Source organism: Desulfocapsa sulfexigens DSM 10523, assembly GCF_000341395.1.
In the GTDB taxonomy this organism is placed as follows: Bacteria; Desulfobacterota; Desulfobulbia; order Desulfobulbales; family Desulfocapsaceae; genus Desulfocapsa; species Desulfocapsa sulfexigens.
This window is the reverse complement of record NC_020304.1, coordinates 659,330-672,209: the sequence shown is the minus strand read 5'-3', so window position 1 is coordinate 672,209 and position 12,880 is coordinate 659,330. Positions and strand designations below refer to the sequence as shown.

Genomic DNA, 12,880 nt, shown 5'->3' with positions numbered 1-12,880 from the left:
ATCTCCTTATCCAAAAGAACTTAGCAGATAGTCCAGAATCGGACTGCTCTGTACTTTCATCTGCCAGGCCCTGGGGAGATGCAGGGGGTTGGATACCACATCCCGGCCAAGCATTTCTTTTAAGGTGTCGAGGAAGGCAATGGAAGTCTTCCCCACAAACATGGGTTGTAGGTCCGTTCCGGAGCGATAGAGCTGCAGAGCCTTACGCAGACCTGTGAGGTAGAGATAATCCTTGGTAAATCCCCCTCCACGATATACCCGTACCGTCAGATTAAAGGCATCCTCCCGGGAGAGACCGTAGTCATCGCTGAGGGCCTTAAAAGTTCTTGGGAAATCATAGTTTTTGACCATCATGTGCACCGCCATTACCCGGTGGGCCAGTGATTGTAAACGGGCAAGAGTCAGGTTGCCTGACAGATATTCGCTGAGGAGTGCCAGACCCTCCTGTGTCTCGGTGTTCCCTGGCAGGCCCATCCTGAAGATTTTCAAATACTGTTGCCTGGCGTTGCTGGTGGTCACCATATGTACCCCTAATTCATGGTGAATAAGCGCCTGAATCTCAACTTCTGTGAACTGGGCGTTGCGATTGATCATAACTTTACGGCGGCCACTGGAAACCATCGCTCTGGCCACGATGCGACTACTCAGTTCCACCTGAAAGCTAAAGCCGTAATCGTTTTCAGCTCGCTTAAATACATTTGCACATTCTCTGGCGCTCAGCAGTTTAGGATTTTTTTCTTTTTCGATAGGGGGGGCGGCAATAAGAAAACGGGCCAGTTCTATATCTGCCTCGGATGGTTCTCCGTGAAACCGCAGAGAGTTATAGAGGAAACTGTCTGTTCCAATGGTGGTCAGAAGATCAACTTTCTGGGCCAGCATGTCGATAGTGCTCCTATAGAGCTGGCGGATGCTGACATCCTGAATAGTATCCACACCAATGGCGTAAAGCTTCTTGCGAAAAGCAAAGGGGTCAATTTTCAGTTGTCGATAGCGAAATTGTGGAGTGTAACTACACTGTTTAGCAAAAAAACGTTTCCGTTCCTGGCTAAGATTTACAGGATTAATGTAACGCAGTGTATCAATCCCCTTGGCCACCCGATAGAGAGCCGTATCAACTTTTTTTACTACACGGCTGCTTTCCTCGGCAAAGAAGAGGGCACGCTGGATTTTTTTTCCGGTAAATTTTCTGCTGAAATAGGCTGCATTGTAGCTGAATGCCTGCTTCAGGGTTTCAGTAACTGCTTCAAGGATAAGCGGGTATGACTCTCCCGTGGTCTCATCCATATAGACTTTTTTGATTTCAAGGGGAATACAGAGGCTCTTGTTGTGCTGCTCATGGATAAAGGCCGCCTGATAGCCCTTTCCCAAAAAAACATCATCGAGGGCCAGCCGGTTTTCGATATTTGGAAATTCTGTTTTCAGGAGCAATCCCTTTAAATGATTCACAACCGGTTGGTACTCATCCATATTTATGAAATGGGTGCCTATGTTGAAGAGCGGGGTAGCAGCTGTCAGGCGTTTGTGGTTGTAGGAGTGCAGGTCATAGATGATGCAGCGGGCAAACAGTTTTTCCAGAACAGTCAAAAGGCTATGAAGCACCCTGTAGTAACTGTCATGCCTGGCAATGCTTGCCTGTTTCTCCTTTTCTGTGAGGGGCTCTTTCCAGACCTTTTTACCCCAGGCTTCATCATAGATGGCTTCCTCTGGCAATCTGTTCAGATCATACTGGTAACGTGAGTCAAGCGCCTCCATGACGATGGGTAGAGAAGCCAGCATGTCACCGGTAAAAGGATCTTCCTCATAGCGTCTTTCGGTTTCACTCAGGAGCAGTTTGTCGTGAAGCTCCTCCTGCACTGCATGTCCTGCATGAATGGCGGTACAGACTGCAGGGGTATAACGATCAACCCTGATACTGAAGGCTCCGCTGGTAATAACTGCTGCGAAGGGTTCCTGACGCCGTATGTTGCGAATGATCTCTTTTTCAGACAAGGTCTGCATCTTCAATACTCTTGCGAAATGAATGTTTGCGACTGATAGAGATCTCTTTGGTTGCGACAACACGCTCCACAAAGTCGATTACCTTCTGTTGAAGTTTTGTTCGGTTGAGTTTGTTAATCCTGGCTACACCGCCGGGACTGAGTACATTCACCTCGATCAGTTTTTCACCAATGACATCAAGACCAGCAAAATAAAGACCGTCACGAACCAGTTTCGGCCCCACCGCCTTGCACAGCAGCCTTTCCCTGTTGCTGAGCGTGTGTTTGACAACACTCCCTCCTGCATGTACGTTTGAACGGATGTCATCCTGGGCCGGTATACGGCGCATTGCTCCTATGGGTTCTCCATTGAGCATCATTATCCTCACGTCACCGTCTTCAGCTCCATGGGCATATTCCTGGAGGATCACATAGTTGGTGTCCGCTCCTTCCCCGATATAGAAATCAAGGAGGGAGGAGACATTGCGTTTTGCTGATTTCTCGAGAATGATTACACCGCGGCCACCGTAACCGTCCAGTGGCTTCATGATCATCCGTTCGTCTTCCGATTCGTTCAGTATCCGTATAAGGTAATCTCGATTTTTTGAAACAAAGGTTCTGGGAATATATTCCTGGGCCTCCTCCTGAAAAGAGGCTGTGTAGACTTTATTGTTGGCGATTCTCAATCCGTCGATATCGTTTATGATAAATGTGTGATCACGTACAGAGTCAAGAAAGTTCAGAGCCAGGGTGTCCAGCGGTGGGTTGGCACGCATAAAGATCGCATCGAAACCGGCCAGGGGGAGCAGAAGTTTTTTAAACTCCACATTTCGGTAAAACGAGGGGATATTTTGTGAGGTTTTACCTTTTACTGCCACATTGCAGAAAGCACTGGTAATGCTTTCCCGGATGGTCAGCTTATTTGGTGTCGTGATGGCGACCAGATATCCTCTGTTGACGCACTCATGAATCAGTCTGAGCGTGGTATCTGTTTCTGGGGTTACCCGTTCCCATGGATACATAATAAAACAAATTTTCATAATGATGTGATCCTTTGCCCTGCCGATAGAGTTGTTTTGGTATTCCTGTACATTCTGTAAGGTAAAGCCTTTGAGGCAGAACTTCATACATTTTTAACAACCTTACTGCACCATAAAATATTAGCTGTTGAATAATTGTCTGTTGTTTGGATGATTCTGGGAATGATTCGTGGTCTCTGCTCCTGGTCGACTGCGAAAAAGATTATATTATTTCCGGATCAAACCAGGAGCAGAGAAACAAGAATAGAGCTTTGCAGAATGGGGTTATATCATATTGAGTTATGTGATGCTTATTTTTTTTCTCTTGTTATCACCAGTCTTGGGGATTCGTATTTCCAGAACTCCCTTTTTAAAAGAGGCTTTAACCTGATCGCTGTTCACAGCACCAGGAAGCTGAAAACTACGGGAGAAGGAGCCGTATGAGCGCTCTACCCGATGGTAATTTTTCTTTTCAATTTTCTCCTCCTGCTTTTTCTCACCGGAGAGGGTCAGAATGCTATCGTTAATGGAAACATTGAGATCCTCTTTGCTGATGCCAGGAATATCTGCTTTTACCACAATGGTGTCATCTTCCTCGAAAATATCAACAGAGGGAGAGATGTCAGCCATTTTGGAAAAAGGACCGCCAGACCACATGGTTGGGTGAGTCATCATTGAAAAGGGATGACTGGGAAACCTTTCGAAGAGCTTAGTCATCTCATCAAAAAAAGAAACGGGTCGCTTTTCTTCTTTCTTTGCCAGTTCATTTTTCTTTGCCATGATGTATCCTCCATGCTGAGAGTTAATAAATGTTGACCGAAGTTATTGTCGGCAACACACAATAAGGATATCTTGTAACACCATTAAATGCAAACCATGTGCCATTGTCGTCATCCACTGGTGGTCGGAGGGGAGGTATCTACATTTTGTGGCAGAGAGTACAATACGTAGTCATATTGCTGTTGTCGTGATTCAGGAGACTTTGTGAATCTCCGGCATGTGGATTGTGGCAGCCGGCACAGGTGAATTCCCGCTTTGGATTAAAGGGATCCTTGACTCCCCTGACCGGGTGTCCCTTGCCGTAAAATCCTGCGATGACGTGGGCACCCGAGGCCTTATCTTCGTGACAGTTTACACAGAGGTCAGTGGTCTGCATCCGTAGCAGTGCCGGCCACTTTGAGCCATGTGGATTGTGGCAGAGAGTACAATGACCAACAGCCGTTGGCCCGTGCATCAGTTTCTTTTTTTTCCAGTCCCTCACTTCATAATTGTGGCATGGATAACACACCTTCTGATCCGGTTTTGGAGAGGTGTATTTTCGTTCCCCTCGGAGTACCTCATGACAGGCAAAACAGGTCCATTGTGCGGCCGGATTGTGGGTAAATGCATCGCTACTTTTTGTCGAATGGCATGTGTAGCAGGGCGATTGTTTTGGGGATTCAGGGCGGAGACTGCTGAGGGTTGGTTCCATGTCATGGCAGCTGGCGCAGCTCTTTTCGTTGTTGATAAAATGAAAATAATATCGTTTGAATTCAGCTGGGGGAACTCTGAATCTGGGAAAAAGATCGGAGCGAAAGAAAACAGTACGATCTGTCTGCGCAACGATCTTTCCCTGTTTCAGCCCGGTGATCTGTATGGTGTTCATCCCTTTGTCAAGAGAAACTCCGAAACAGACCTTGGTGCTGCCAGATCGTACGGGAATGTTGAGGGGCGCCTTTTTCCCTGATACAATCCGTATCTGATCTACCCCCCGGTTTCCAGGCTCCAGGATGATACTGAGATGTTCATTTTCAATATAGCTGTTGGGTGGAGGAAACTGTACCGAAAATCCTGTGCCAGCTCTGCCGTCAATGGTACAGAAGACCAGCACAGCCAGCACAATATATGGAGTGTGACGTAGGAGTTTCATTGTAAATTTAACAGCTGTTTGAGAGCATTTTTGTAACTCCTTGCCGCCTCACTCAGATTGTTCTGCTCCTCAAACATCATGCCCCGATACACATTTATCCGGTAATCCATTGGATTGATTTCTTCAGCATTAGTAAACAGTTCAGCCGCTTTTTTCAGGTCACCTTCCCTGCCGGTGAGGTAGCCCAGATAGTAGAAGCTTGGTGTGTGTGCCTCGTCTGCTTTGATCGCTTTTTCCAGCATTTCCCGTGCGGATGCGAGGGAACCTTCCTCCAGAAGTGAGAGACCCATTTGACTCAGGGCTTTCACGTTGTCTGGCTGTTCCTGGAGAACCCGTTGAAATTGTTCTCTTGCCTGTGGCGGCTTGCCCTGTTCCTGGTAAAAGATACCCAGACTGAGATATGGCTGGATGAATTTAGGATCTGCCTGAATCGCTTTTTTAAACCACATTTCAGCGGATTTGTAGGTGCGTTTTGAATTCAGGGCTTTTACTCCCATGTTCCAGGATCGAACAGCCTTTTTGTCAGGCTGGTATCCTGTTTTTTCAGCAAGCACAACGGTTGCCTCTTTGCCTTCAATGGACGCTGCAACAAAGTGGATCATATCCCGTGCTCCAACCAGAGGAAAACCCGAAAGCTCAAAGGCTATTTGCCTGTCCTTGTCCAGGATGACCGTAGTGGGTACTGCAATAACTCCATAGTCATGAAAAGAGACAAGCCCACGGTCGATCAGGATGGGAAACGTGATCTGGAGACGATCATGTATCCCCTGAATGTCAGTCATGGCTTTGGCATCTATGGTTTGTCTTTCAACATTGATACCGACAACCGATAGTCCCATGTCCTTATACTTTATATGAAGCTTTTCCATCTCCTTAAGAGCTTTTTCCGACTGCCTGCTCCAGGAGGCCCAAAAGAGGAGAATGGTCTGTTTGTCCCCCCTGATTGACGAGAAATTCTGTTTTTTACCGTTGAGATCCACCAGCTCAAAGTCAGGTGCCTCTGTCCCCACTCCCAGTGTTTTGAGGGCAGGCACAGAAATGGAACTCTGGAGCAGGGCAAATGTTGCAAAAAGAATAATCAGAAGATTTTTCTTCCTGGGAAAGAATCGTGTGTGGGGTTTTCTTGTCATTTGCCTTTTTCCTCTTCGTAGGATGCAATTCCCTGCTTAAAAAAGTCAACAGCCTGTTGTGTATCACCAAGCTGTTGGTAGAGAATACCAAGCTCATAGTATGTGCGGGCCGGATCCGGGTTTAATTTTAAGGCATCCTGAAGGATTGCTTCAGCCCCTTTTAGATCCCCCTGTTGTGCCAGGATTATTCCCTTTCCGGTCTTAGCGTCACTGGAGCGTGGACGGAGTTGCAACGCTTTTTCAAAAGATGCCATTGCTTGCTGGGGCTCACCTTTTTCAAGAAGAAGGTAGCCAAGGACAACATGACTCTTGGCTCCAGAGCTTCCTTTTTCTATACAGTGTCTGATTTCATTAATCCCTTCATCAAGTTTTCCCTCACGTGCAAGAGATGAGGCGGTTTTTTCGCACAGCGCTTCTTTTCCTGTTGCAGAAGAGGCCTGCAGTAAGCCTGTTGTCGATATGAAAACCATGAGAACGAGGAAAACCGATTTTGTATTCATCTGTTTTTCACCTTGTTGTCTCTATCGTATGTGAATTCCTGATGGCAACCTGGAAGACAGGTGCCGCCCTTGTTGCTTTTAGTGAATCCAACGGGCATCTGGTAGGCTCCAAAGGGGACGGTGTCCGTTATGTGCTTCGGATTTTTTGTCGCATGGGCATCATGACAGGCACGGCAGGTACGACCCTTTGGGGTTTTATTGACATGGACATAATGGAGGTTCTGGTCACCGTTTCGGAAGCCTGTCAGGGTTGTTGTCTTGGCATCCTTGACCAGAGTGTCATTATGACACATAAAACAGAGTTTAAAGTTGTCCGGATTATAGGAAGCATAAAACTTTTTTGGGTAATAGCCTCTCAGGATACGGAAATCTTTCGATCCATGGGTGTTATGACAACCTGAACAATCCTTATCCGCAATGGGACCGTGGTGGTTGCTGTTATTATCAAGCAGGATTTTCATGTTAGCAACCGAGACACCGTCTGCATGTTTATACTCTTTGTCGTGGCAGGAGAGACAAAGATCCATTGGAGCCATGTCAAGCTGTTGGGGAAAAGATGAAACGTGTGGATTGTGACAGGCCATACAGCCGCGGTCTGTTTCAAGGCCCCCGTGCTTTACAGTTACCTGGGCAATTTCATCCTTCTTATCCTCATGGCAGGTAAAACAAACCCCCTGAGTGCTTTCACCTGACAGGCTGAATTGAAAGTCGCTGCTGTGCGGGCTGTGGCACTCAATACAGCCGTCAGAGACGGGGCCGTGAACAAATTCCTTTCCGGCAAATTCATCCTGTTTGTCAGAATGGCATGAAAAACAGATATCGTTTCCCTCTGCCATCAGCATTTTGGGTGAATCTGACGAATGGGGGGCATGACAGACAACACATCCGTCTGCAGCAACAGGACCGTGGACAAATTTTCCGCCACCAATACTCTTGTCATGGCATTCGTAACAGAGTCCTGGTCCGTCCCCCTTGAGCTGGAACTGGTTGGCGGACTGATGTGGGCTGTGACAACCGGTGCAGTTGCCGTCTGCCACAGGCTGATGAACCACAGAACCCATGTCGAGCTTGTCGTGGCATTCATAACAGAGGGCTTCAACATTTTTTATTGGTTGAAAGATATGTTTGTCCTTGTTTTCCTGTTTGTGACAGAAGGAGCAGTCGCCGGTTGCCACAGGTCCATGCACATAGGCATCTTTTCCCATTTTTGGGTGGCAGTCTGATGTGGAACAGGATTGGCCGGCCTTTATGTTGACATTGGCGGCCGTATCCTTCGCAGCGCAGGCTTCCAGCACAAACATGCCTGCAATAAAGACTATTGGACAAAGTTTAATCCATGTTGATGATTGATATCTTTTTGTTTTTTTACTGCTGTTCATACTGTTTCTCCTCTTCCCAGGGGTTTAAAAGACTGCTGTTGCTTATGTTTTGTGATCGTATCTCTTTGTGATAACGGGTGTTCCACTAATTTCTTGAGTATGCTCTTGGCTCATGGTCGACTCCATGACAGGTCAGGGCACATTTATTCTGAGTAAGGTCATCCCCTGAAAAATAGAGATCGCCTGCAGAGTTGGGTGTAACCACTGTGGTGTCAAAATTGATCAGCGCTCTGTTTTGGGAAGCACTTCCCTGGCTTGCATTGATCCCATGTGCATCATGACAAACCGAGCAGGGCGCATTTTCCTGTTGTATATGCTTGAAATGCAGTCTGAAGGCACTTTGCAGAGGTGCCAGGATGATATCCCGATCGTGACATCTATAGCAGAGGGCATAGGCATCAGGGCTTTCTATGGTGTTGTCAACGGTGGTGTAATTTGCCACCAGGAGATGTTCATTGTTGGAGCCATGGGGGCCCTGTGCTCCATCGGGATTGTCAGATCCATGACAATCTGTGCAGTAGATAATGCTGCTGCTGGTATATGGGGGCAGGAGACTCGGGACATCTGTGCTGCCTGTGGCCTGCATGACCGGATGAAATGAGGGATTGCCCAGACTGAATTCAAGGCGGGTGTTCAGCTGATCAATCTGGCGGGTGATGGCCGGTGTCGTGATTACATTGTTGTCAGCATGACATTTGAAACAGATTTCATAGAGGTTGTCGGCGGAGGTGATTTGTTGTCCCCCTGAGTCAACTCCAAGCACACCACTGTTTCTTCCGGAAACGGAGGGGGCAACTGCGCTGGTACCAGTTACGGTGTGCGGATTGTGACAATCCTCACACTCCACATGATTGGCCACGCTGTTGGTGGAAAAGTCTTCTGCTGCATCGTGTATGCCCGTGTAATTGCCCACGGGGTGGGTGTAACTTTTGACCAGCTCAGCTTCAATGCTCAAAGGAGCAACATTGCTGTTGTGGCAGACAAGGCAGTTGTCCTCTTCAAATTCACGTTTCAGGAGCCGTTGATGTCTGCCTGCACTGTGAGGCCGGTGACAGTTCTCACACCCATTCTGTGCAACCGAAGTGTATTCTGTGTTTGGCCACGGATCGACATCCTGACCGTTCCATTGGGCTGTGGAGACGGCATGGGTACTGTTGACCCAACCATTTTTTATGTGGCACCCTGTGCAGAGAGCCGAGAACTGGTTGGACATCACCAGAAAGTTTCCCCAGGTATTGTCATGAGGGTCATGGCATGCCGTGCACTGGAGCTGGCCGCCATCATCGAGACTGATTTCTGTCGGCAGGGCATTGGTGACAGCGAGTTCGGAGTTTCCCTGGTCAATACTGGTTTGATAACTAAAGGAAATTGGATGATCATCGGAAAGATCTGTACCAAGGTATGAGGGTCTGGTATTGGGCAGGGTACGAAATCCACCGGCAAATGGTATTTCTGTTGCCTGGGAAAGGACCGCTCCTAGAGCGATGGTTCCGTCGTGACAACTGAGGCAGAGCTTTGATGCACCGGTGGGCTGACCGATTGCTGCATACATGGTGGAACTTTGATAGGGTGTATAGTTGGTTGTCTGATCCGAACGGTTCCACAGGTAGGGAATATCCCGGTGTGCATTATGGGGGGTGTGGCAAAAGACACAGATTCTGGATTCCGTTGTCGATTTGACCTCTCCGGGCCCGCTAATAGAAAGATTATGTTTACTGATAACGATACTGGCTGACTGGCTTGTTGTTTCGTAACCGAGCAACAGGCCAGTAATTAATACGCAGATATGAATTTTCTTCATTGCAACGAACCATCCTGTTTAAGATACTGAAAAATCTGAATACGCTTATTGTACGAATCAGCCACGTAGATCCTGTCGTTTGGGTCGATATATATGCCGGCAGGTAACCAGAATTCACCATATTCTTTGCCTGATTTACCAAAATCCATGAGCAGGCGACCTTGATTATCAAAAATCTGGATGTTGTCAAAGAGGGCGTCTACCACATAGATGTTGTTGTCACTGTCAGTGGCCACGCCCCGGGGCCGGGAAAAATGTCCGGGACTGTCCCCGGCAGATCCAAATGTATGGAGAAACTGACCGCTGGCAGAGTATCGCTGAATTCTGAAGTTTAGTGCATCCGTGATAAGGAGGGTGCCGTCTCTCGCAATACTGATATTGGTGGGGTGATTAAATTGCCCTGTTTGTTTCCCCTTGGCACCAAACGTACCCAATAAGCCATGGGTTTGCAGATCAAACCTGAAAATTTGTGAAAGTTTGGTGTCTACAACAAAGAGTTCGTTCCTTTCCAGGTGAACAGCAAGGCCAGTGGGACGTTGCAGGATATTTTTGCCAATGCTTTGTGGATTGGTATCATCTACTCCCTTGAAAACCTTGATTATGCCATCTTTGGAGTCTGCAACATAGATCAAGCTAGTACTGTTGTTTACAGCGATGGCTATGGGAGATGTCATGGGTTTGTCTTCAGCGGGGAAAGCGTGGAATTTTTTGGCGGCAGCGTCGAAGCACTGAACTTTTTGTAAAAAGGTGTCAACAACAAAGAGTCTGCCCTTCCTGTCACCGGTTATTGCATAGGGGGCCACCAGACTCCTGTCCTGGTGACCAACGATATAGCCCCAAAAACGGACCAGGAAGGATTCTGTTATCTGAAAATCTTCGGGTTTTGAGATACTGCCAAGAAAGCGGATCCGTGAAATTTCTTCTCCTCCGGGCCACACCAGATCAACAGGTGGGGGAGGTGGATCAAGGGGTTTGGATGTGCAGCCATGCAGAGAAAGAATGGAAAAGAGGAGCAGGAGAATGGCTATGCCGCTGAAGTGGGACTTTTTCTGTATCATTTTATGTATGTTCTGTCTTTGTTGAAGAGACATGGTTCACCACATGATGCGGATAATTTCAAAACGAAGGAGTTGTTTCGTTCGCTCATAATCCGTTATTATATTGTTCTGGTCAGTGAGTTCATAGGTTAGTCGTGCTGTCCAGATACGGTAGCGGAATTCCAGTCCTGCCTTGACACCGATATTTTCTGTCTGTTCCACATCCCCATTGATATTGTCATAATACCCTTCCAACCGAAACCTGCACCAGCGGTTGAGGAGCCAGTCAAAGGTAGTGACTCCTCCATAAAAGTCTTTTGTTTCATTATCATCTGTATAGGAGGTTTGGCCAAAATATCCCTTGAGTGAAAAGTGTACTTGCCATGCAGGCCTGTAGCTTAATGTCTCCTGGAGTTCCCATCTGGTAAAGGGACGGTTGGAAACACGGTCGTTGTCTTCATAGTGGAAGGTGGTATCAGCCCAGTTTGTGTAATGACGAATTTTGAATCTGTGGATGGTATCATCAATTTTGTTCTTTGGTTCCAGGCCAGAAAGAATGTGTTGTTTGGTGTGCAGGTAATTGTAGGAAAAATCCAAGCTATTAAACAAATGTATGTTCATACCATAGTTCTCGGTGGCTATACCGTCATCATACTCTGCATCTCGGGTGTAGCTGTAGCTGACCATGACAGATTGTCCGGCTGCTATGGAGCCAAAGGAGAGAAAATTTATTCTGGTGTAATCACCGATGGTGTCGACGCTGTAGTCTATGTTTTCAATATAGATGATTGTTCCGGGAGTATTGGTTACAACGATGGACTCAGTTCGTACGCCATAGTTGGCCAGGTAGGTTTCGGTGGCAGGGCTCAGGGTGTGTGGTTCATTGGTTACCTGAGCAATTGAACTGGTGAATCCGCTGCGGTCTGTATAGAGGTAGTCCCAACCGCTGTTTAGATTCAGGGTACCCCAGGAGATGGGACGGGTGTATGTGAAATTAAGAAAAGTATTGAACGCATTCTCCCGTCCCCCTGAGTAATCATAGAGACTGCCTTTGCTTCCGACGTTTGTGGTGAGGTTTTCATATAAAAGATGTGTTAAGCGGGCATCGAGTGCTGTTCTTTCGGACTGTGTGTTGTCGGTTTCCTGCAGGGTGTGGGTAAATGAATAGTTTGATCGCAGATTTGCACGATGCCGCCAGTTCAGCTGTTCTCGCAGTCGGAGGTTCGCTGTATCAAACACATCACTATCCTGGGTTCTGTACGTCAGGAATGAGTTGAGTTTGATTGTATTGTCACTGGTTATTTGATAGTTGTTCGTGAGACTGTTGTTGAACGTAGTGATTTTAGTATCACTGTCTTCGGTGCTTCTCCTGTCGTCACTGTAGGTGGAACTGAAAGATGTGCTGCTTCTGTTATTTTGATGCCGCGAGGTGAAATGGAAATTGTCGCGTATGTTTTCTGAACTATAGTAACCCTGCTGATCAGTTTTGACGTGAGAGTACCCAAATACGGTTGGTAAAATTTTATATTTGAGTCGTATATTTGTGCCGTATGTGTCGACAAGAGTTTCAGTGTCACCGGCAAATGCTGCCCACACCGGAGATTCTCGTCGGCTGGCAAAAAAGTTAAAGGTGTAGGGCTTTTGCTGAAGGAAGGTCGCGGTCATTGCATAGTCTGGTGAAAAGGAGTTGACTCTGCCAGTTTCTCCTGAAGTGTTAACTTCTTTTGACTGGATCCACTCCGGTTCAATCATCAGGGAATATTGCATAAGCGCTGGATGATATAGCCATCCATCCGTTTGCAGTCTCACCCGTTCTTTAAATCTGTGATAGCTGTCTTTGACAGTGGTTCCACTGGTTGTCCGCGACTCATCTTTGTATTCATAGGTGAGTCCTGCTCCCATACCCGGCCGTTTAATAAAATAGTTCTGTCCAAGAAGACCATTGGGCACTGCCGTCATTCGTGGCCTGGGAATGGGTGATGAGACAGGAGGGGTTGTCGGAGCCTGAACTTCACCCGTTTCCGTTTCTTCAGCAGCCTGGATTTGTACTGGCCCCATGAGAAGAAAAAACAGCGGGAGCAGGACAAACAGGGTCACTGGGAAGAGGTTATAGGAAGAGTGCATTTCTT

The 12,880-nt window shown here is 47.2% G+C and carries 10 protein-coding genes; all 10 read right to left on the bottom strand.

Going from position 1 to position 12,880, the window contains the following annotated elements; genetic code table 11:
* Nucleotides 1-6: 6 nt before the first annotated feature.
* Entirely contained in the window at nucleotides 7-1,998 is a 1,992-nt protein-coding gene (locus UWK_RS02910) for a flavohemoglobin expression-modulating QEGLA motif protein (protein WP_015402852.1), read from the bottom strand.
* Nucleotides 1,982-3,016 (bottom strand): glutathione synthase, encoded by a 1,035-nt coding sequence (gshB, locus tag UWK_RS02905; RefSeq protein ID WP_015402851.1) that lies wholly within the window; start codon nucleotides 3,014-3,016, stop codon nucleotides 1,982-1,984. Before gshB ends, UWK_RS02910 begins: the two co-directional genes overlap by 17 nt.
* Nucleotides 3,017-3,295: 279 nt before the next feature.
* A complete protein-coding gene (locus tag UWK_RS02900; protein WP_015402850.1) occupies nucleotides 3,296-3,775 on the bottom strand; it encodes an Hsp20/alpha crystallin family protein in 480 nt (159 codons plus the stop codon).
* Nucleotides 3,776-3,914: 139 nt separating this feature from the next.
* On the bottom strand, nucleotides 3,915-4,904 hold the full coding sequence (locus UWK_RS18105) for a cytochrome c3 family protein (RefSeq protein WP_015402849.1): 990 nt from the start codon (nucleotides 4,902-4,904) through the stop codon (nucleotides 3,915-3,917).
* Nucleotides 4,901-6,034, bottom strand: coding sequence for a redoxin domain-containing protein (locus tag UWK_RS02890; protein ID WP_015402848.1), 1,134 nt, complete (start codon nucleotides 6,032-6,034; stop codon nucleotides 4,901-4,903). The genes UWK_RS18105 and UWK_RS02890 overlap by 4 nt, the downstream gene beginning before the upstream one ends.
* Complete coding sequence (locus UWK_RS02885; protein ID WP_015402847.1) at nucleotides 6,031-6,534, bottom strand: tetratricopeptide repeat protein; 504 nt, start codon at nucleotides 6,532-6,534, stop codon at nucleotides 6,031-6,033. The genes UWK_RS02890 and UWK_RS02885 overlap by 4 nt, the downstream gene beginning before the upstream one ends.
* On the bottom strand, nucleotides 6,531-7,913 hold the full coding sequence (locus tag UWK_RS02880; protein WP_015402846.1) for a cytochrome c3 family protein: 1,383 nt from the start codon (nucleotides 7,911-7,913) through the stop codon (nucleotides 6,531-6,533). The genes UWK_RS02885 and UWK_RS02880 overlap by 4 nt, the downstream gene beginning before the upstream one ends.
* Nucleotides 7,914-7,998: 85 nt before the next feature.
* A complete protein-coding gene (locus UWK_RS18100; RefSeq protein WP_015402845.1) occupies nucleotides 7,999-9,714 on the bottom strand; it encodes a cytochrome c3 family protein in 1,716 nt (571 codons plus the stop codon).
* On the bottom strand, nucleotides 9,711-10,772 hold the full coding sequence (locus UWK_RS02870) for a 6-bladed beta-propeller (RefSeq protein ID WP_015402844.1): 1,062 nt from the start codon (nucleotides 10,770-10,772) through the stop codon (nucleotides 9,711-9,713). Before UWK_RS02870 ends, UWK_RS18100 begins: the two co-directional genes overlap by 4 nt.
* Nucleotides 10,773-10,808: 36 nt before the next feature.
* On the bottom strand, nucleotides 10,809-12,875 hold the full coding sequence (locus UWK_RS02865) for a hypothetical protein (protein ID WP_015402843.1): 2,067 nt from the start codon (nucleotides 12,873-12,875) through the stop codon (nucleotides 10,809-10,811).
* Between the last annotated feature and the right edge of the window lie 5 nt (nucleotides 12,876-12,880).